This is a genomic window from Enterococcus olivae (assembly GCF_053760925.1).
Map to the genome: position 1 here is coordinate 142,578 of NZ_JBSMVT010000002.1, position 21,072 is coordinate 163,649.

20 protein-coding genes are annotated in these 21,072 nt (G+C 41.9%); 7 read left to right on the forward strand and 13 right to left on the reverse strand.

Annotation, left to right across the window (positions count from 1 at the left end; translation table 11 throughout):
- Positions 1-3: 3 nt before the first annotated feature.
- A complete protein-coding gene (locus ACWODM_RS02865) occupies positions 4-318 on the reverse strand; it encodes a YbaB/EbfC family nucleoid-associated protein (protein ID WP_455319860.1) in 315 nt (104 codons plus the stop codon).
- Between the two features lie 18 nt (positions 319-336).
- On the reverse strand, positions 337-2,067 hold the full coding sequence (gene dnaX / locus ACWODM_RS02870; RefSeq protein ID WP_455319861.1) for a DNA polymerase III subunit gamma/tau: 1,731 nt from the start codon (positions 2,065-2,067) through the stop codon (positions 337-339).
- A gap of 736 nt (positions 2,068-2,803) precedes the next feature.
- Between dnaX and ACWODM_RS02875 the strand changes: the two genes are divergently transcribed.
- Genes ACWODM_RS02875 through ACWODM_RS02885 form a run of 3 tightly spaced genes read left to right on the forward strand, consistent with a single transcriptional unit; the run spans position 2,804 to position 5,992 of the window.
- The gene (locus ACWODM_RS02875; RefSeq protein WP_455319862.1) at positions 2,804-4,030 is read left to right on the forward strand and encodes an SPFH domain-containing protein; all 1,227 of its coding nucleotides are present in this window, start codon (positions 2,804-2,806) and stop codon (positions 4,028-4,030) included.
- Positions 4,031-4,085: 55 nt separating this feature from the next.
- The gene (locus ACWODM_RS02880) at positions 4,086-5,183 is read left to right on the forward strand and encodes a TFIIB-type zinc ribbon-containing protein (RefSeq protein WP_455319863.1); all 1,098 of its coding nucleotides are present in this window, start codon (positions 4,086-4,088) and stop codon (positions 5,181-5,183) included.
- Positions 5,180-5,992 carry a TPM domain-containing protein gene (locus tag ACWODM_RS02885; RefSeq protein ID WP_455319864.1) on the forward strand — a complete coding sequence of 271 codons (813 nt, stop codon included), beginning with the start codon at positions 5,180-5,182 and terminating at the stop codon, positions 5,990-5,992. Before ACWODM_RS02880 ends, ACWODM_RS02885 begins: the two co-directional genes overlap by 4 nt.
- A 63-nt stretch (positions 5,993-6,055) precedes the next feature.
- Here ACWODM_RS02885 and ACWODM_RS02890 read toward each other — a convergent pair whose 3' ends face one another.
- The 9 genes from ACWODM_RS02890 to ACWODM_RS02930 form a co-directional block, all read right to left on the reverse strand.
- The gene (locus ACWODM_RS02890) at positions 6,056-7,159 is read right to left on the reverse strand and encodes an iron-containing alcohol dehydrogenase family protein (RefSeq protein ID WP_455319865.1); all 1,104 of its coding nucleotides are present in this window, start codon (positions 7,157-7,159) and stop codon (positions 6,056-6,058) included.
- Between the two features lie 10 nt (positions 7,160-7,169).
- On the reverse strand, positions 7,170-8,504 hold the full coding sequence (locus ACWODM_RS02895) for an aminotransferase class III-fold pyridoxal phosphate-dependent enzyme (protein ID WP_455319866.1): 1,335 nt from the start codon (positions 8,502-8,504) through the stop codon (positions 7,170-7,172).
- Between the two features lie 20 nt (positions 8,505-8,524).
- The gene (locus tag ACWODM_RS02900; protein WP_455319867.1) at positions 8,525-9,319 is read right to left on the reverse strand and encodes an ABC transporter ATP-binding protein; all 795 of its coding nucleotides are present in this window, start codon (positions 9,317-9,319) and stop codon (positions 8,525-8,527) included.
- A gap of 23 nt (positions 9,320-9,342) precedes the next feature.
- Positions 9,343-10,356 (reverse strand): taurine ABC transporter substrate-binding protein, encoded by a 1,014-nt coding sequence (locus ACWODM_RS02905; protein WP_455319868.1) that lies wholly within the window; start codon positions 10,354-10,356, stop codon positions 9,343-9,345.
- A gap of 26 nt (positions 10,357-10,382) precedes the next feature.
- Positions 10,383-11,156 (reverse strand): ABC transporter permease, encoded by a 774-nt coding sequence (locus tag ACWODM_RS02910; RefSeq protein ID WP_455319869.1) that lies wholly within the window; start codon positions 11,154-11,156, stop codon positions 10,383-10,385.
- Positions 11,157-11,170: 14 nt separating this feature from the next.
- Positions 11,171-11,488, reverse strand: coding sequence for a P-II family nitrogen regulator (locus tag ACWODM_RS02915; protein WP_455319870.1), 318 nt, complete (start codon positions 11,486-11,488; stop codon positions 11,171-11,173).
- Positions 11,489-11,501: 13 nt separating this feature from the next.
- Positions 11,502-11,828: a P-II family nitrogen regulator gene (locus ACWODM_RS02920; RefSeq protein WP_455319871.1), complete on the reverse strand. Its 327-nt coding sequence runs from the start codon at positions 11,826-11,828 to the stop codon at positions 11,502-11,504.
- A gap of 249 nt (positions 11,829-12,077) precedes the next feature.
- Positions 12,078-13,259 carry a PucR family transcriptional regulator gene (locus tag ACWODM_RS02925; RefSeq protein WP_455319872.1) on the reverse strand — a complete coding sequence of 394 codons (1,182 nt, stop codon included), beginning with the start codon at positions 13,257-13,259 and terminating at the stop codon, positions 12,078-12,080.
- Between the two features lie 106 nt (positions 13,260-13,365).
- Positions 13,366-13,812 (reverse strand): helix-turn-helix domain-containing protein, encoded by a 447-nt coding sequence (locus tag ACWODM_RS02930; RefSeq protein ID WP_455319873.1) that lies wholly within the window; start codon positions 13,810-13,812, stop codon positions 13,366-13,368.
- Positions 13,813-14,060: 248 nt separating this feature from the next.
- Between ACWODM_RS02930 and ACWODM_RS02935 the strand changes: the two genes are divergently transcribed.
- The 3 genes from ACWODM_RS02935 (at position 14,061) to celB (ending at position 17,985) form a co-directional block, all read left to right on the forward strand.
- Positions 14,061-15,071: a branched-chain amino acid aminotransferase gene (locus tag ACWODM_RS02935; RefSeq protein ID WP_455319874.1), complete on the forward strand. Its 1,011-nt coding sequence runs from the start codon at positions 14,061-14,063 to the stop codon at positions 15,069-15,071.
- A gap of 172 nt (positions 15,072-15,243) precedes the next feature.
- Positions 15,244-16,635, forward strand: a complete 1,392-nt coding sequence (locus ACWODM_RS02940; protein WP_455319875.1) for a glycoside hydrolase family 1 protein — start codon at positions 15,244-15,246, stop codon at positions 16,633-16,635.
- A 15-nt stretch (positions 16,636-16,650) separates the two neighbouring features.
- Positions 16,651-17,985 (forward strand): PTS cellobiose transporter subunit IIC, encoded by a 1,335-nt coding sequence (celB, locus tag ACWODM_RS02945; protein ID WP_455319876.1) that lies wholly within the window; start codon positions 16,651-16,653, stop codon positions 17,983-17,985.
- Positions 17,986-18,054: 69 nt separating this feature from the next.
- Here the strand turns inward: celB and ACWODM_RS02950 are convergent, their stop codons facing one another.
- Together ACWODM_RS02950 and ACWODM_RS02955 are read right to left on the reverse strand one after the other, a co-directional pair.
- A complete protein-coding gene (locus tag ACWODM_RS02950) occupies positions 18,055-18,678 on the reverse strand; it encodes a response regulator transcription factor (protein WP_455319877.1) in 624 nt (207 codons plus the stop codon).
- Between the two features lie 21 nt (positions 18,679-18,699).
- The gene (locus tag ACWODM_RS02955; protein ID WP_455319878.1) at positions 18,700-19,776 is read right to left on the reverse strand and encodes a sensor histidine kinase; all 1,077 of its coding nucleotides are present in this window, start codon (positions 19,774-19,776) and stop codon (positions 18,700-18,702) included.
- A gap of 329 nt (positions 19,777-20,105) precedes the next feature.
- On the opposite strand from ACWODM_RS02955, the gene ACWODM_RS02960 reads away from it, so the two are divergent.
- The gene (locus ACWODM_RS02960; protein ID WP_455319879.1) at positions 20,106-21,038 is read left to right on the forward strand and encodes an ATP-binding cassette domain-containing protein; all 933 of its coding nucleotides are present in this window, start codon (positions 20,106-20,108) and stop codon (positions 21,036-21,038) included.
- Positions 21,039-21,072: the final 34 nt, after the last annotated feature.

A 21,072-nucleotide genomic window follows, 5' to 3' on the forward strand; every position in this document is an offset into this window, starting at 1 on the left:
TCTTTAGAATCCTGGGATTCCTTTTGTATATTTACCAAGTGTTGCTTCGGATTCTTTCTCTACTCTGCCAAGTACATCGTTAACTGCCATCAAGACAAGATCTTGAAGCATTTCTGGATCTTCCGCATCAATGATCGCTGGATCAATTACGATGTCTTTCACTTTACGGTCACCTGTTGCGGTCACTTTTACGTAACCGTTGGTGGATTCACCTGTAAATTCTGTTGCATTTAGTGTTTCTTGCGCTTTGGACATTTCCTTTTGCATTTTTTGTACTTGTTTCATCATACCTTGCATATTTCCCATGCCTCGCATCATTCGTCATCTCTCCATTCATTAATTTTCTTCAATTGTTGTTAGTTCACCAAAAAGCTCTTGGGCTTTCTGGACGACAGCATCGTTTGCTGGCTCTTCGGGAACCAAAGAGGGATCCTCTTGGTCTTCAAAGATTTCATTTTCGACTACTTGGTGATCTCCTGCTAAAAATTCTTTACGTAGCTGGGGCCAACTGTCGACGGTGATAAAAATCGGATCTGGTGCATAGTCTGGGATCATTCGGCTCAAATTGTTATGAACAGCCAAAACAAAATTTTCATCATTAGCAGCTCGTTGACAAATGATCTCATAATCAAAGGCGATCACCAAGCCTTTAGGACTGGCCGCTTTCGGCTCACTCGCTCGCAGCATCGCCCTCTGTGTCGCTGACAGGCTCATCAACAAGTCTTCCCAAACCATTTTGACATTGACTAAATTCTGTTTCGTTGCTTCTTTCAATACATTGAAGACTCGCTCTTTCGGTACCCGATAGCTGCTCGTCTGCTGCTTGCGCTTAGGTGCTGGTGCACTCGTGTTCTCTTGTGAAGAAGCTGTTGCAACACCATTTTGCTTCAACTGCTGGACTTCCTGTCGTAAGCTTTGCAGTTCATTTTTTAACTGCAGAACCTCCTGATCATTGACTGCTGTTGACTCGATAGCCGGTTGAGCTGACGAGCCATTTGCTAACTTAACAGTCGCTACTTCCAAATAAATCGTTGGGTTGGTGGTGAAGCGTATCTCATTTTGAGTATCATTCAACACAGTGATCCACTGATACAATTGCTGTGGGGATACTTGTTGAGCTAATTGCTGAAAGCTTTCTGTCAAATGACCTGTTTTTTCATTCAGTAATTGGGGTGCTTGTTGATAAATCAATAGATCACGACAATAGACTAACAGATTTTCGATCAGTCTTCGTGATTCCTTCCCAGATGCCAGCATTTCCTCCAACATCTCAAGTGCACCAGTGACATTTTTTTGCTGGCAGTATTCAATAAATTGATCCATCATCTCGAAGGTCAAGCTACCGGTGACTTCCATTGCATCCTGCATCGTGATTTTGCCATCACTAAAGGAGATCGCTTGATCTAGGATACTCAAGGCATCTCGCATCCCACCTTCTGCTGCTCGGGCAATCACCTGTAATGCTGGTTCTTCAAAGTCGATCTGATTCTCTTCTAAAATATGCTTCAGATGCCCCATGATGTCTTCGGTCCGGATCCGTTTGAAATCAAAGCGCTGTGTCCGCGAAATGATCGTTGCCGGAATTTTATGAGGCTCGGTCGTTGCCAAAATAAAAATGACATTCTTTCGCGGTTCTTCCAATGTTTTTAAAAGTGCATTGAATGCTCCTGTCGAAAGCATATGGACCTCATCGATTATATATACTTTATAGGTTGCCTGTGTCGGAGCATAATTGGCACGCTCACGAATAAAACGAATTTCCTCTACACCATTATTACTTGCTGCATCGATCTCAATAACATCTTCCTGACTACCAGCAGTGATCGAGCGACACATCTCACATTCATTACAGGGTTCGCCATCTTTACTGTGGGGGCAATTCACCGCTTTGGCAAGAATTTTTGCCGCACTGGTTTTTCCTGTTCCTCTTGGCCCAGTAAACAAATAGGCATGAGAAATCTGATTCTGGATGATTGCATTTTTTAAGGTCTGTGTGATCGCCTGCTGTCCAACAACATCTTCAAAACGCTGTGAACGCCACACACGATAGAGTGCTTGATAGGCCAAACTTGCCACCTCTTTTCAAAATTCGCTACCTACTATTATACGCAATTTTGGGTAAAAAAACTACCAACTTACAAAACTCTCACAATCTTTTTCACTATCAACGTTACCATTCACAGTTACTTTTATGTAGCGACTCTGTACTACAAGAAGGAAGTCTGCTTTGATAGACTGCGAGATCAACTTGAGTCTGAAGTTTCAAAGTTTATTTCTTTTAAGCTATTAAAATGACGCATACCATTCTACTAGCTTAATGTCTTAGTAAGTAGGACGGGCATTTGCCAAGCTTCAACACAATGATATCGCAGCCTTGTTGTTACATTTCGCTCAATACAAATACTTCTATTTTATTTCTTGTAAAAATGACTCATGATTTAAAACACTCTTTAGCGTAACGAAGAGAAGAGCTTGCGTTGTCGCCGTACTCATAATTCAATGTGAATTAGTCTCAGTTGCCAATTTCATTGGTTACTGAGACTTTGAAGCTTGAAAGTCGAGAGACTACAGGCTCACGACGATTCCACGGCCGACTTGAGGCAAGAGCTTCTCGCAGTGCAGGGGTTTTAAATAAAAGCAGCAGATGTCCTTCTCTCATCAATTGTTATTTACAATATCACCCTCACTTTTAAAAAAGCGCAGAATTCCGCCTTCCGCCTGATACAAGGAAACCCAGGTCTTATGGTATAATTTACCTGTAGATGTTTTTTACATTTTAAATTTTACTGAAGGAGGAAACATCATGGGATTAATCAAAGCAGCAACAAGTACAGTCGGCGGTGGTCTAGCTGACCAATGGCTAGAGATCATTGAACCTGATAATATGAGTGATTCAACAGTAATGACAAAAGGTGTCAAAGTTAGAAAAGACAGCAAACGCGGTTCGAACCGAAAAGGAACCGACGATGTGCTCACAGACGGCTCTGTCGTTCACGTTTATCCGAATATGATGATGCTGTTAGTAGACGGCGGAAAAATCATTGACTACACCGCAGAAGAAGGCTACTACACCGTTCAAAACAATTCCGCACCATCCATGTTCAATGGCTCATTGAAATCTGCTATTTCTGAAACTTTTGACCGTTTTAAATTTGGTGGTGTCACTCCCCAGAAACAACAGGTTTTCTATATCAATTTGCAAGAGATCAAAGGCATTCGCTTTGGAACCTCTTCTCCCTTGAACTATTTCGATAATTTTTATAATGCCGAATTGTTCTTGCGCACTCACGGGACCTATTCGATCCAAGTGTCGGATCCGATCTTGTTTTACACCAATGCCATTCCTAAAAATAAAACACAAGTAGAGATCAATGATATCAACGAACAATACTTGCAGGAATTTCTGACCGCTTTGCAGGCAACGATCAATAAAATGTCCGCTGATGGCGAACGGATTTCTTACGTGCCCTCTAAGAGTATGGAACTAAGTAAATACATGAGTGATGTCTTGGACGATAACTGGCGTGAACTACGCGGGATCGAAGTCGTATCCGTAGCGGTATCCAGCATTTCTTATACCGATGATTCTGTGAAACTGATCAATATGCGGAATCAAGGTGCGATGCTGGGAGACCCTAGTATTCGTGAAGGCTATGTCCAAGGTTCGATCGCCAAGGGACTGGAATCTGCCGGCAGTAATCCTGGTGGCGCAGCGCAAAGTTTCATGGGGATGGGCGTCGGTATGAATGCGGGCGGAAACTTTATGGGGCAAGCCTCTCAGTCCAATCAACAGCAAATGCAGCAGCAAGCTGCTCAAAAAGCCAGCAGTGATACTTGGTCTTGTTCAGAATGCGGCACGGAAAATACAGGTAAATTCTGTAGCAACTGTGGCACGGCCAAACCAACAGCTGCGTCTGCAACGATCAAAATGAAATGCGCTTCGTGTAACGAAGTCGTTGATCTGTCCAATGGCGTCCCTAAATTCTGTCCGGAATGTGGCAAACCTTTTCAAGGTGTACCGTTAGACTAGATCGTTGAGCAGTCAAATTGTTTTAACTTTTAATTAGGAACAAGGAGGCGTTGGTATGGAAGTTGTTACACATAAGTGTCCTAATTGTGACGGTCCCCTTTCTTTTGAGCCTAGTGATCAAAAATTTCATTGTCCGTATTGTATGAGTGTCTTCACTGAAGAAGAAGTCAGTGCCTTTGAGGCCAGTCAAAAAGAAGCCCGCTTACAGAACGAACCGGTCTCTCAAGACGATACAGAAACGATCGTTGAAGAGATGGTCGATGATCAAGAGGAGGCAATGGCACTCTTTATTTGTCCAAGCTGTGGTGCAGAGATCGTAACAGATGCCACCACAGCAGCAACCTACTGTTATTTCTGTCACAATCCAGTGGTGCTCTCTGGGCGATTAAGCGGTAAATTTTTACCAGATAAAGTGCTACCTTTTGCTATCAAAAAAGAAAAAGCAACCGAAGAATTTCTACAATGGGCACAGAAAAAGTGGTTCGTTCCAAGAGAATTTTTCAATAAAGCACAGGTCGAAAAATTAACCGGTGTCTATTTTCCTTATTGGGCAGTAGATGCTGAAGCAGACGGGGAGATCTCAGGTATGGGAACGACGCTCCGTGTTTGGCGGGTCGGCGATATCGAATACACAGAGACCAAGCAATTTGATGTCCTGCGCAAAGGAAAACTAAATTTCAATGAGTTGATCAAAAATGCGCTGTCTAAAAATACTCAGCAAAAAATGGTCGAAGGCGTACAGCCTTTCCCGCTGAACAAAGCGGTTCCCTTCAAAAATCAGTATCTAGCTGGCTTTCAAGCAGAAAAGCGTGACATTGAATATCATACGATCCAAAAAGAGATTCAAAATGAACTAGCTCGTTATGGAGAGAATCTTTTGAATAACTCCGTCAGTGGCTATACGAGCTTTTCTCGTAGAAATCGGCAGTTCCAGATCACTGAAGAGAACAATCGCTATGTTCTTCTACCCGTTTGGCTGGTGACCTATCGCGGTGACGATCAATCGAAAAAAGTCTTTTACTATGCCATGAATGGACAAACTGGAAAAGTCAGTGGTGTGCTACCAATCAGCTACAAACGTCTTGGATTGACCTCCTTTGGTATTTTTGCCGCGTTGGCGATCCTCTTTATGATCGTGGGGTATCTGATATGAAAAAACTTTTTTATACATTTACTTTACTGCTAGGCTTCTTGGCCTTTACAGTCCCCGCCTATGCAGCAGGTCCAAGTGTCATTGACGATGCTGATTTATTTACTGAAGAAGAGATCCAAGAACTGACTAGCTTGGCAGCAACATTGAACGAACAAATCAAAGGTGAAGTCTTTATCTACACAAACAATGAAAACTATAGTAGTGCAGAGACCTTCACGGACGATTTTCTCAGAGATAAGATCGGTAACGACAACAATGGTGCCGTCTTGATGATCAACATGACCTATCGCGACTATTTCTTCTCTACTTCAGGAAATATGATCGACTATCTGACAGAGAGACGTTTGGATGAGATCGAAGAACGCGTTGTCAATGGTCTTTCCAGTGGTGATTACTTCAGTGGCGCTCGTGCTTTTCTGACTCTGTCTAGTGAATATGTCGAGGAAGGCGTCCCTAGTGGGCATTATCGAATCGATCGTGACACGGGGAAAATCACCTACTACAAAGTATTGACCCCGTTAGAGATCACTTTAGCGCTGATTGCTGCGGCAATCATCAGTCTGATCGTCTTTTTCGTGATCAAATCACGTTACCAGCTGAGGTCCGGTGGCTATCGTTATCCCTATACTCAAAAGTCAGCCTTAAAGATCAGTCAAAAAGAAGATCGCCTGACCAATTCCTTTGTTACTACACGCAGAATCCCCCGCAACAATAACAGTGGCGGAGGTGGCGGAAGATCCGGTGGTGGCGGTTCAGTCACCCGTTCCAGCGGCGGAGGTAGCTTTGGTGGTCGTGGCGGAAAATTCTAAGTCCTTTAAAATGAAAAGAAGCAGCGATCAGAACCTCACATTCTGATCGCTGCTTCTTTGACTTTAAATCAAACTTTGATACATTTCCTCAAGAATCTCATCCGTGATCTCTACTGGATTGTTCAATAGATTCGGATGGTGAGACAGACTAACTAGATCTGCTAACTGACCAGGGGAAATATCAAAATCCTTTAGATCCGTTCGCATGTTCATTTCCACTTTCATCGCATGGATCTTCTCACACATCTCATCAATGGAAGAAAATCCGACTCTGTTTGCAAAGGCCAACAGTCGATCACTCGCATTGACCTTAGCAAAATAATCGATCGTCAAAGTACATGCTTCGCCATGAGGAATTCCATAAATATTCGTCAAAGGATAACTGCAGGCATGCGAAGAAGTCGTTTTAGGGATCGCAAAAGCCAATCCCGCGATCAATGCAGCCTCACTCATATTTTCTCTGGCTGTCAGATTTTCCGGCTCATGATAGACCGTTAAAAGATTTTCAAAAATCAAACGTGCGGCGTGAATCGCCAGTGCATCACAGATCGGTTGATGTCCTTTAGACCAATAACCTTCGATTGCCTGACAAAGTGCATCCATTCCTGTATTGGCTGTCACTCTCGGCGGCACGGTCAAGGTCAATTCAGGATCGACCAAGGCAATATCTGGATAAAAATTATCAGAGATGATCGGTGATTTTTTCCCAAGCTCTCTGTCTGTCAATACTGCAGCAGCAGTGACCTCAGTTCCTGTTCCTGAAGTCGTCGGTATCGCGATCAATGGCAATCTCTGCTCAGGCAGTGCTAAGCCGGAACCCAGATAGGCAGCTACCTCTTCTTCTGCAAAACAAAGGGTCCCGCACACTTTCGCAAGATCGATCACACTACCGCCGCCCAAAGCAACGATAAAAGTGATTTGCTTTTCCCTGATCAACTCGACACATTCCTGTGCTTCGGTCACGTCAGGATTTTCTGATATCTCAGTAAAAGTCGCAGCCAACTGTTTGTTTTCTTCAAACAACTTTGCTGTGAAGCCATTTTTGACTAAGCGTTTACTACAGATCAATAAGCCTTTTCCAGTAAAATCTGCCAACAACTGGGGCAGTTCTTGTAAACGACCATTCCCAAAATGAATCTTTACTGGCTGTGCGTAATCAAAATTCATTGGACACCTCCTAGATCAATGTTTCATCTACCCATGTAAATACTTCGTCTACGATTGGTAGATATTCTTCCAATTCTTCTTTCCTGATTGTCAATGGTGGACAAATACTCACATAGTTGTCACGACTAAAAGCCAAGAAGCCTTTTTCTTTCAGTTTGCCTAAAATGGCAGGCATTGCCGTGTTTGGTTCATTATAAGTAGTCAATGTTTCTCTCGTTTCTTTGTCTTTGACCATTTCAAAAGCAGAGAACAATCCGATACAGCGAGCTTCACCAACGCTAGGATGTTTTTCAACCATCTCTTCCATAAATCCTTTTAAGATTGCTTCCATTTCTAAAACATGGGCACCAATCTGATGTTTTTCGTAATAATCGACACAGGCATTCCCTACAGCACAGGCCAATGTATGACCACTGTATGTCAAACCACACTGTAGCACGTTTTCTTCGAAATATTCAGAGATTGTTTCGTTGACGATCACACCGCCTAGAGGAACATAGGCGTTCGTTACCCCTTTGGCAAAGGTGATCATATCTGGTACAAGATCAAAATGCTGCCAGCCAAATGTTGGTCCTGTCCGATAAAAACCAGCCATGACTTCATCCATGATCAATAAAATACCATATTTGTCACACAAGGTACGAATGCCTTCCATATAGCCCTCTGGTGGTAAGATTACACCATTGGCACCGACGATACTTTCCATCAAGACTGCCGCAATCTGATTTGGTCCTTCATAACGGATTTGCTGCTCTAAGGCCTTCAAGGCTTTTTCTGTACATTCGGCATCATCGACTCCACGTGTATAACCATCTTGATACATATGTGGATTCATGAATTTCACAAAACCATTTGCCCCACCCAGCTCTGCAGCAAAACGACGAGCATCTCCACTGGCATTACTGGCACCTAGTGTCGCTCCATGATATGAACGATAACAAGAAAAGATCTTGGTCCGACCTGTGACCATCCGCGCCATCTTGATCGCATTTTCATTGGACTCGGCACCACTATTGGTAAAGAACACTCGGCGGAAAGATGGTCCAGCCAGATCGACTAGTTTTTTAGCCAAACGACTTTTGGCATCTGTAGCATAAGAAGGTGCCATAAAAGGCATCCAGTCTGCTTGCTCTTTTAATGCTTCAATGATCTCTTTGTTGCCGTGTCCCAGATTGGTACACACTAGCTGACTGGACATATCCGCATATTTATTATCATCGTAATCATACAGGAAGATCCCTTCTGCTTTAGCAACAGGGATCGCATCCTTTCCTGCGACTGACCAAGACTGTAAAATATAATCTCGATGTAGTTCTTTTATTTCTGTTCCACTTAATTTTCCCATAGTGTTTCTCCTCATCTATTTTAGTGTTGGGTATTGATGATGTTTAGGATCTCTTCCCGCAGTTCCGTATATTCAGGTGAATAAGTGACACTTTCTTGATTGGTTCCATCAATGTCATAAGTAAATTCCGTTTGAAACTCTTTAGCGATTTTCCCTGGACGACTGGTCATAACGATCACGCGTGTAGCCAATGCCAATGCTTCATCTACATCATGAGTAATCAGGAAAATCGTGTTCTGCGTCACGTTCCAAATGTCCCGAACCAGCTTTTGCATGTTGATTCGAGTCAAGGCGTCTAAGGCACCAAAAGGCTCATCCATCAAAATCATACGTGGTTCATTGATCAGGACCCTTGCGAGAGACGCGCGCTGGCGCATCCCTCCTGAAAGCTCATACGGTTTATTCGTATGAAATTTATCCAAATGGACTAGTTCCAAATATTTTTCTACTTCTTCCTTGACCTTGGCTTTCCTTTGCTTACGCATTTTAGGTCCAAAAGCCACATTGTCATAGATATTCAACCAAGGATAAAGGGTCGGCGTTTGGAAAACAACACCTCTGTCCCAGTCTGGTTTTGTGATCGGTTTGCCATCGATCATGGCTACCCCGCTTGTCGGCTGGTGAAAGCCAGCGATAATATTCAGCAAGGTACTTTTCCCACAGCCGCTGGGCCCTAGTACACAAATGAATTCCCCTTTTTGAATATCGAGATTGACATTTTGCAAGGCAACCACTTCAGCCTTATCGCCTTGATAGACAAGACTGGCATCCTTGATTGAAACAACGACCTCTTCTTCTCTTAAATAGTTACTCATCCTCACACCTTGCTTTCTTCTATTTATTTCACGTTTTCGATATACGATGGATTGATTGCTTCTTCAAAGACAGAGATATCTGGAACTTCTGTGATACTTCCTTGTTCTTTCAAGAAAGTGGCTAGATCATACAAGTTTTGAGAAAGCTCACCGATATTACCAGTCGTTCCCATGTATTCTGGCGCGATTTGCTCCTCTGCATTCAACCAGATTGATCCTGTCATTTGGAACTCAGCTTCTTCTGTTGAGAAACCTAATTCATCCGCAATGATTTGAACAGCTTCTTCTTTGTTATCCTGGAAAAGGACAGTTGCTTTATTGACTGCACGAATATAGCCTTCTACGATTTCCGGATTTGCTTCAGCAAATTCTGTTCGGACCATTTCAACATTAGCTGTCATGTAACCAGCTTCTGCCATATCTTCACCACTGACTAGCAACTTCGTATCTGACATCTCAGACATGGTTGGTTCCCAGATGTAGGCCGCATCGATCTGATCACTTTCCCAAGCTGTATAGATTTCTGCCGTCTGCATGTCTAGCAGGTTGACATCACTTTCAGCAATTCCATTCATTTCCAAATACTTCAAAATAGAAAAGTGAGCAGTAGAAGAGAACGGTGTAGCGATCGTTTTGCCAACAAGATCTTGTGCTGTTTCGATCTCTGGTTTGACGACCAATGATTCAACTGTTCCTAAAATCTCATGTGTCCAAATGTATTCTGCTTCTACCCCTTGGGCCAGAGCCAGTGCGGCGGAGGTCGAACCCATCAAACCAAAATCGATGTCTCCAGTCATCATGGCTGTCACTGTATCCCTACCGGCATCAAATACGCGAATTTCCACAGGCACACCCATCTCTTCTTCAAAATAATTCTCTGCCTTGGCAATTCCTTCATCGTTGGGCATGACCAATGTCCCGATAATGACTTTTTCAGCCGATTCACTTGAAGCCGTGCTGCCACCAGAATTTCCACAACCAACCAATAATGCTAAACTACTTGCAACCAATAACGTTAACTTTTTATTTAATTTCATTTTATATTCCCCCGTATTGTTAGATGTTAGGCTTTACCACTCCATGGAACCAGTTTTCTTTCTAAGACTTTCAATAGGAAATCAATCAGGATCCCTGTGATCCCCATTACGATGATCCCAACAAAAATGACATCATTTCTAAACCAGTTTTTCGCATCCAGAACCATCCAACCGATCCCGCTAGAAGCGGCAACCATTTCTGAGGCAACCAGTGTTGTATAGGCAACACCGATCGCTGTCCGAATACCGATGAACATTTCTGGCAGACACGCTGGAAAAATCACATGTCCGAAAATTTGTGTCTTACTTGCACCCAGAGTTTCTGCACTGTGGATGAAATCCGCCTTGACCTTGGTTACCCCAGAGACACAAGCGATATAGATTGGAGCAAAACACGCTAGATAAAGCAAAGCGATCTTTGATTCATCATCGATGCCTAAAGCTAGAACCAACAGCGTATAGTATGCTAGTGGTGGCAATGGACGATAAAACTCAATGATCGGTGTCAATACCGCACGCGCTTTGTCAGAATAACCACTTAACAACCCGATCGGCACCGCTGTAACGACTGCCAAGAAAAAAGCTGACAGCAAACGATACATGCTGGCTCCAAAGTGTTCCATCAATGAATGTCCCTTATAATCCGATAAGACTTGAATAAATGCATTCCAAGTTGCCTGCGGTGTTGGAATCAACCGTCGATCGACCCAATCAAGATTCGTAGATACAAACCAGAGAACAAAAATAAGAATGATCGTTACTGCTGAAATCAGCAGATTGATATTTTTTTTCTTTTTCATATAGTCACTACTTTCTATTCTAAATGGACATTGTAACTGTCTGTCAGTTTGGTCACGAAGATTTTTCCATCCCCTTCATTTCCTGACCAGTTAGCATCAATGATCGCCTGGACGACTTCCTCTTTCGCTACATCCTCTACGACGATCAAAAACAGTCGTTTACTTACTAGTTTTGTTTTCAATTTTTTTCCGTCAGCCAAAATCACCTCTACCGTTTTTTTCCCACGGCCAACTGCTCGAATACAAGTATATCCGGGATACCCAGTCTTGATCAGTGCTTGCTTTGTTGCAGAGGTTTTATTGGGTCTGACTATCGCAATAATCTCTATCATCGAATCCCTCCACTTACAATTCTGGTTTTCTAGTACTGATCGTGTAGGCTTCCCCTACTTCACTCACAAAAACTCGTCCGTCTCCGTAATTCCCTGCTTCACTGGTTTTGGCAACCGTCAGGATAATGTCCAGAACCGCTTCGGTATTCTCGTCTTCTGTCACGATCACCAATAACGTCTTGGGTAGTTCATCGTAAAAGACGTCTCCTACTTGCAAACCTTTTTGCTTCCCTCTACCATAAACATCGATCTTGGTCATTGCAGGAAATCCAGCTTTCAACAACGCTTCTGAAACATCTTCTGTTTTTTCCACTCGAATGATTGCTTGAATCATTTTCATTTTAGAACCACCTCTTTCTTATGGCTTTCATTTAACCAAATAGCTTACGCACAAACAATATTCCGCCACACAAATTAATTTGTGCATACGCACAAATCCAAACACGGTGATCCTAGTATTCAGCTCTGCGTAACGGAAGAGCTGCGGAAAAGATCCCACACTGTTCATCGACAAAAAAAGTAAAAAATCTGATGAAATCAATGTTTAACAACAGATTTCATCAGATTCTTTTTAGTTTGAGCTCTTTTTCTACAATACTAAGCGGACTTTCAATGCAACCAGTAATTCTACACGTACGTTGAAATCACTCAGGTCACAATGCAGGATTTCTTCGATTTTTTTTAATTTGTAATTGATCGAATTCCGATGTAAGTACAAGCGTTTGGCAGTTTCTTGGACGCGACAGCCTTCTTCAAAATAGATTTCCAGAAAGGACGTATGATCCGTTTGATTCATTTGATCGTAATCGACCAGCTGCTTCAATTTGTTCGTATAAAACTCGTTCATGATCTCTGTATCATCCATCGCTAAAAGTAGCTGTGACACGCCCAGATCTTTATAAGAAAGGATCTCATAAGACTTCTCCAGCTTTTTCTGTAGCCGGACGACTTTCCTAGCGATCTGGTAGGTTTTGTGAATACAACGGACACTTAAAGTATTACGTCCAATTCCAGCGTACATGGTGTACATTTTTTTGAAAGGACGTGGAAGATTATCAATCAGTTGGGTCATGATCATCGTGATACTTTCCTCTAGACAATTCGCAAAGCAAATCACCAAAGCATCATTCAAACGAAAAACAATGCCTTGAGGTGCTAGATACGCCAGCATGTTCTCTAAATATTTTTTGATGCGCCGTAATTCATCAGGGGGGACAACATCTTCTTTGTCTAGATATTCTACTTCAATGATGCTGATGCAATATTTCCATTCCGCCTGATAATCATAGCGGGCCAGATCTGCGGAATAAAATTCCTGTTTTTCTGGGAAAAAGATCGCATTCTTAAAGGAAGAGACCAGTTCATTTTTACGTTTGAAATGATGATTCACTTCCTGTGCAATGATCTTTGCGATATTAGTCATATAGATTTCCCAGGGAATCGTAAATAGCGGGAAGCTATGCTCGTTACAAAATTCAAGTACTTCAGCATCGACAGACAAAATATGACGTCCGGTATTGACGATGATGGCCGAGGCACCTTTTTGCAAAGATTTTTGTACAATATCAAAAAGGGTCTCGCCATTTTCCTTCAATGCTAAGCCTGTGACAATGATCATCTCACGACCTTCTAGAAAATCTGTGATCTCTGCAACTTCAACGACGTGAAACCAATCGATTAGATTGCTCATCCCGCCCTCACCAGCTAAGAGATCGATGTGCTCCATATGTTCTTTGATACTCTTATAAATATCTTTTACTTTCACTGCCACTGGTCTCACCTCGTTTTTTCTGAATTTTCTGAATTTATTTTACAGAAAGATCCGGCAATTGGCAAGTTGAATAGAAAAGAAGCAATAACATCCTCTCATTGCTTCTTCATTGAAAGCGCTCAGCGATTCGATAAATCTGTCGACTAAAGGCTAAAACGTAGGGACTAGGTCCACTTAAAGAAAAACGCATCAGCTTATTTGGTAGCAGCTGATAACTGAATAATCGATTGCTTCCTCCGACATACATTTGATTGTAATACTCGATCACCGCCTCTTTAAAGGCTTCGATTTGTTCTGAAGGCATCGATGGAAAATCTAGAACGATCACGGCTTGATTTGTTACATGCACTTCTTCTAAGAAACGAGTAGTTAAATCATTTTGATCCTCCGAATGTTCTTTACCCATCAATTTGGCAACCTCTGCCATTGAAAAACGCCACTGTCCTCCGACTTTGCTGCCTTTTAATCTACCGTCACGCAAATAGTTACGAATCGTTCGCGTGGTCACATTCAGTTCGTTTGCCAATTCTTCCACAGAATAAAATTGCTTCATGCCTGCCTCCTTAAACAATCCCATTGTTCTCAGTTTTTATCATTGGATCCCTCCAATGTAGAACCGTCACTTTTTCCCTATTATATCAGATTTGTACCATCTGTGACTTGTCTACTTTTATTCGTTGGAACTTTTGAATGACAGCAAGATTTCTCTATGAAATTTATTGTTTTGGAAATTTTCAGAATAATGACAATACTTTCGATAAGTGATATACTAGCAACAATATGAACAAGGAGTGGTTTTTTATGACAATTGATTGGAACAGCTTAGGATTTGAGTATATAAAAACGCCATGGCGTTTTCTCGCTAAATGGAAAAACGGTTCATGGGAAGAAGGCACACTGACCGAAGACAGTACTTTACATATCAGTGAATCTTCACCTGCTTTACACTACGGTCAGCAGTGCTTCGAAGGTTTGAAAGCCTATGGTAGAAAAGATGGTGGTATCAACTTATTCCGTGTGGATGAGAATAGCAAACGTCTGAATCGCAGTGCCAACCGCCTGCGCATGCCAGAAGTTCCGCAAGAAATGTTCATTGATGCGGTCAAATCAGTCGTCAAAGCCAATCGTGAATTTGTTCCACCTTATGGTACAGGCGCGACTCTTTATATTCGACCACTATTGATCGGTGTGGGTGATACGATCGGTGTCCATCCAGCAGATGAATTCATCTTTACTGTTTTTTGTATGCCCGTAGGTCCTTACTTCAAAGGTGGCATGGCCCCTACCAACTTCATCGTCTCCGATTACGATCGTGCCGCACCTAACGGAACAGGTGCAGCCAAAGTTGGTGGAAACTATGCAGCCAGCTTGCTTCCTGGTGAAGAAGCTCAAGGCAAAAATTTCTCTGACTGTATCTATCTTGATCCAGAGACACACAGCAAAATCGAGGAGGTCGGTTCTGCCAACTTCTTTGGGATCACCAAAGACAATGAGTTTATTACGCCAAAATCACCTTCGATCCTGCCAAGTATCACCAAATATTCTCTACTCCATCTAGCAGAGAAACTTGGAATGAAAGCCGTCGAAGCAGAAGTTCATTTGGATGAGCTTGATCAATTTGTTGAAGCTGGTGCTTGCGGAACAGCTGCAGTGATCTCACCGATCGGTGGCATCCAAACAAAAGACGAGTTCCATGTCTTTTACAGTGAGACCGAAGTCGGACCAGTCACCAAAAAATTATACGATGAATTGGTCAGCATTCAATATGGTGATCGTCCAGCACCTGAGGGTTGGATTTTTGAAGTAGAATAAACAGATAAAACGTTCGGAAAAATTTCCGGACGTTTTTTTGAGGTTTAGAAATTCGATTTTCCACTAAAAAACAGTATACTGTTTAGAGAAGCCTTTTGCTGTTTTCTCTTATTCAAAGTCGATGACAGCTAGGAATAATTTCTTATTATTTACAAATCAAAGGAGAAAAATAATGTCAAAAACATTTCCAAAAGATTTTTTATGGGGTGCTTCCATTAGTGCCCATCAAACTGAAGGCGGCTATCTGGCTGATGGCAAAGGATTGAGTGTTCAAGACACACGTCCCCGTGACAATCATGAGATCACTGATTTCACTGTAGCTGTCGATCATTACCATCATTATAAAGAAGACATTCGCTTATTAGCGGAATTAGGACTGCAGGTCTTTCGCTTTTCTGTAGCCTGGACAAGAATCTTTCCCCAAGGTCGCGGGGAGATCAATCAAGCAGGACTAGCCCATTATAAAGATGTCATCAATGAATGTTTACGTCAGGGGATCGAACCGATCATCACATTAAATCACTTTGACTTACCACAAGCACTAGAAGATGAAGGTGGCTGGAGCGTTCGCACGACTGTCGAAGCATTTACAGAATATGCCAAAACCTTGTTTGAAGCTTACGGAGATCGGGTCAAAAAATGGCTGACAATCAATGAACCAAATATCATGCTACTAGTGGATCAAAAGATTTTGGGGCACTCGATTCCATTGCAAGAAAAATACCAGCAATTCCATCATTTGATGATAGCGGAAAAATATGCCTTCAAGCTCTGTCATGAACTGATTGAAAATGGCAAGATCGGACCTGTGCCAAATATTTCTCTTGTTTATCCGGCAACCAGTAAACCGGCAGACAATCAAGCTTCACTGTATTTCAACAGTGTCAGAAACTGGGCTTATCTGGACTTTTCTTGCTTCGGTCGCTACAACACAGTTTTCAAAGACTACTTGAATCAACAGGGCGTGACGATTAGCTTTGCACCAGAAGACGAAGAACTGATGCAAGCGCACTTCCCAGATTTTATTGCCATGAACTTTTATACGACGGTCACTGTGGAAAAACCAGTCAAAAAAGACGGCATGTCAGACGGGATCAGCGATCAACAAAGTGAAGACATTATGGAATGGGGCTTTTACAAAGGTTACACCAATCCCTTCCTTCAAAAAAATGAATTCAATTGGACGATCGATCCAGACGGGTTGAAAACAACTCTGCAAACTCTTTATGACCGTTATCATTTGCCAATCATTATCACAGAGAATGGTTTAGGTGCCCGCGATGAATTGACCGAGGATGGGCAGATCCACGATACCTATCGAATCAATTACTTGCAGCAACATCTTAGTCAATGCTTGGAAGCCATCGAAGCTGGAGTCGATTTATTTGGCTACAGTCCTTGGTCAGCGATCGATCTAGTTAGCGTCCACGAAGGAATCAGCAAGCGCTATGGCTTCATTTACGTTGATCGAGACGAAAAGGATGAAAAACAGCTGGCACGTTATAAAAAAGATAGCTTTTATTGGTATCAAAAATTGATCGAGACCCATCAGCTTCCATCATAGAAAGGTTGAACCAAAATGAATCGTATTTTTCAATTTTTAGAAACAAAACTGATGCCACCTTTAAATAAAATGGCCAACTTGCGCTTCATTCGAGCAATCATGCAGGCCGGTGTCATCACTGTTCCCTTTACGATCGTGGGATCGATCTTTCTGATCATCAATAATCTTCCACAGATCCTACCGCCTCTCGCTCCTTTTTTCGAGGCAACGATCTTAAAATTTTCACCGCTCTATAGCGTTGTTACGACTATGTCGATTGGATCGATCGCGGTTTTCTATAGTTTAGCAACAGCTTATTACCTGACTGACAGCTATCGACAAGAGGATCAACGCCTAAGCAGCTTTGTCGGTGCGATCCTGGGTCTGTTCGCTTTTCTTTTGACCATCGTCCAAGTCGATATCACAGATGGTGCGGCACATCTCGTGCAAGAAACCAGTGAGTCTGCGATGATCTATAATGGCGTAGAGATCGGTGGCTGGATCAGTCGCTTCAGCGGTATCGGCATCTTCATAGGAATTATCGCCGCAGTGATTGCTACACAAATTTATCGTTTTTGTATGAATAAAAACCTGACGATCCGCATGCCAGAGGGCGTACCTGATGGTGTCAGTAAAGCCTTTGCTTCATTGATCCCAGCCATTTTGATTGCTTTGGTAATGGTGGTGATCAATGGGATTTTAGCTGTTTTCCATACAGATCTTCACGGTCTGCTGTCACAACCTTTTGAATTCGTGAAGGATCTGACCGGATCTTGGTTGGGTATCGTAGTGATCATGCTGTTGATCCATCTTTTATGGGCAGTCGGTGTTCACGGGACTGCCATTATCAAAAACAGCTTTATCAATCCAATCTTATTAGTTGCTCTTACCGAAAATATCGACGGTGCGAACAATATTTTTGCTGGTGATTTTACCAATATGTATATCTTCTTAGGCGGTGCTGGTAGCACCTTAGGATTAGTACTACTGATGCTTCTGTTTGCGAAATCAGATCAGTTGAAAGTTCTCGGACGAACAGCTATTTTACCGGGCATCTTCAACATCAACGAACCGGTGATCTTTGGGGCTCCCATCGTTTACAATCCCTATCTGATCCTGCCCTTTATTCTGACACCGATCGTTAGTGCATCGGTTGCCTACTTGGCTACCTCGATGCAACTGGTCAATAAAATAATTACTGGTATTCCTTGGATTTCTCCAGTCGGAATCGGTGCTTTCTTGGGATCAGGCGGTGATTGGCGGGCTGTCCTGATCGCCTTGATCAATCTAGGTCTCTCGATGCTGATCTATTATCCATTTTTCAAAATGTATGATGGAAAATTATATGCCGAACAAATTGCTTCAAAATAATTCTTATCTTTAAAGCGAAAACGATCTAAACTTAGCTCCTGCTAATGCTAGATCGTTTTTGCTCTTTGTTTATGGTTGGATATTTTTATAATAATAAATCGCCAACTGTGTGCGATCTCTGACTTCTAATTTATCTAACAATTGACTGATATAATTTCGGACAGTCCCTTCGCTTAAATACAAGGTCTGAGCAATCTCCTTATTATTTTTCCCCTCGGCGATCTGTTCTAAAATCTCTTGTTCTCGATCGGTCAGTTCGATCGTCATCTCTCTGCCTTTTTGAGTAAGAATACTCGACAATTTTCCAACGATTTCATTACCAAAAACCGATTGGCCTTTGTTCACAGCCTTGATCGCTGGAATGATATCCGCTAAGTTTTGTTTGATGAGATAACCCTTCACACCAATTTGCAAGGCCTCACGGATATATTCGTCATCAGAAAAAGTCGTCAACAATAACACGACCGCTTCCGGTTGAGTGGTAAAGATTTTTTTCGCCGCATCAATCCCGGTCTGTTCTCCCATCCGAATATCCATCAATAAAACATCTGGTTGAAATTCTTGATATAAGCTGACCGCTTCCTCCGCTGAATGGCCAATTGCTGGCACTTGAATCTCGGAATCAATTTCTAAAATTGTCCGCAAAGACTCCGTCACCAAACGATCATCATCTACCACAATCACACGAATCATTTAATCTCCTCCTTTGCTGTTTTATTTTTGTGTTTTCGGTAAAATCATCGTCACAGTAAATCCTTTGTCTGTTTGATTAGTGTGGAGCTGTCCGCCAATTTCTTCCATTCGTTGCTGCATACTCAACAAACCAATTCCCTTTTTACCAACGGCTTGCTTCGTGCCGTTATCCACAATTTGACAGCGATAAAAAGCCGGCAAATTTGCCTGTTCAATCTTCACTTGCGTCGCATTGCTGTGCTTCATAATATTTGCCAAAGCTTCACGAATCACCGTCAAGAAGATTTGACTTTCTTCCGCAGACAACTCATTGGATAGATCTCCTTCAATCGTCACTGGACAAAAATGAAAATCCTCCAGTATAAGTTCTAATCCCTTTTGAAAAGCCAGAGATGTTTGATGTAGATCATGGACACTCTCACGAATTCGATTCATTCCTGTATGCACGGTGTCTTTTAATTGAGTCAAAGGCTGTTGCAGGTTTTCATCTTCGTTGACAACTTCTAATGCCCCCAACTGAATGATCGCACTGGACAACAGATGTCCCACATTGTCGTGGATATCACGAGCAATTCGATTACGTTCCTCAGCAATTTCTAAATTTAACACCATCTCTTGCGACTTTTGTAATTCTTCGTTTTTCCTTCGTAGAACTTGTTCCTTTTCCCAACTGTCGTCTTTTAACTCTAACAACTGGTACGTCATCTCTAGATAATTGTTTCGCAAGTAGCTGAGATACGTTGCCAATAAGATCATTAACGCGACCATTATTTTGACAATCAAAGTTAATTCTAAGAGAAAAATGCCCATCAAACCAATCAGTGACCACCAGATTGGCACGAGCTCATTGCGATTGATTATCCACCAAGTTGCTGGCAAAAAATAACCTACTTCAGGAAAAAAGAGACTCATTCCATAAAAAAGAAGCAAGGTCACACCTCTCCCTTTGACGCCCTCAATATATAAGGTAGGTGACATAAAAATGATACTTAATAATAAAAACAAGACAAAGATTGGTTGAAAACCTTCTTGAAAGAGCAATAAGAAACTCAAAATTTGCAAGAAAAGATACACCATAAAAAAAGATTGTCTTTCCATCGTCTCCCCCCTTATTTCTTTTAATGAATTAAACTAGTTTGATTTAGAGTAATTAAATTTGATTCTCACTACGCATACCATCCTACTAACTTAGAGTTCCTGGTGCTGCTTCGGTTGCATGTATTTAAATTTTCAAACACCAAAAATTTAAATTTCATTCTCAGCGCGCATACCATCCTACTAGCTTGGTGTTCCTGTTAAGTAGGACTGGCAAAGTGGGACTGGTAATATGACAAATGTCATGTTGCTTTTAGTCAATCGACACTACTATCCATGACTTATTTCTATTATAGTCAGAGTATAAAGAAAAAGAAAAGGAGTTTTTCATTATGGTGATACAAATCGAAAATTTAGTCAAACGCTATAAAGATTTATTGGCTTTGAATCATTTTAATTTAGAAGTTGAAGAAGGAACAATTTTAGGCTTATTGGGTCCGAACGGCAGTGGGAAATCGACCGCGATTCATTGTATGCTTTCCTTATTGACTTATGACAGAGGTACGGTGAAATTATTCGGTGAAGAAATGTCACCCACTCGTTTTGATATTAAGCGTCGGATTGGGATCGTGCCTCAAGAAGTAGCGATTTTCCAAGAGTTAAACGTCACGGAAAATATTGATTACTACTGTGGTTTGTATGTGAACGATAAAAAGCTACGCCAGCAATATGTAGAAGAGGTCATTGAATTAGTTGGTTTAGATAAATTTCGGAAATTTTTACCTAGTCAATTAAGTGGTGGTTTGAGTCGTCGTTTAAATATCGCTTGTGGTATTTCCCATAAGCCGGAATTAATTTTCTTAGATGAGCCGACTGTGGCAGTGGATCCGCAAAGTCGGAATAAAATTCTGAGCAGCATCAAAGAACTCAATAAACAAGGCACGACGATTGTTTATACGACGCATTACATGGAAGAAGTCGAAATTCTTTGTGATCAAATCGTCATTATCGATCAAGGACAAGTCATTGCTAAAGGAAGCAAAGAAGAATTAAAAAACATGGTTCGAACCGGTGAAAAATTATTGTTGGAAGTTCCCTCATTAACAGATACCGCTAAAGAGGATTTACAAAAAATCCCTGGTGTCTTGGATGTTGAGTATGATCAATTGATCTTAACTTTACGAGTGGAATCAACCAGAGATAGCTTGTTGCCAATCCTGACGTATTTACAAAATCAACAAATTGCCTATGCCAATCTCCATACCGAAGAAGTCACCCTTAACGATGTCTTCTTGGAAATCACTGGAAAAGAGTTGCGAGATTAAGCAACCATCAAACGAACACGAACAAGGAGGAGAA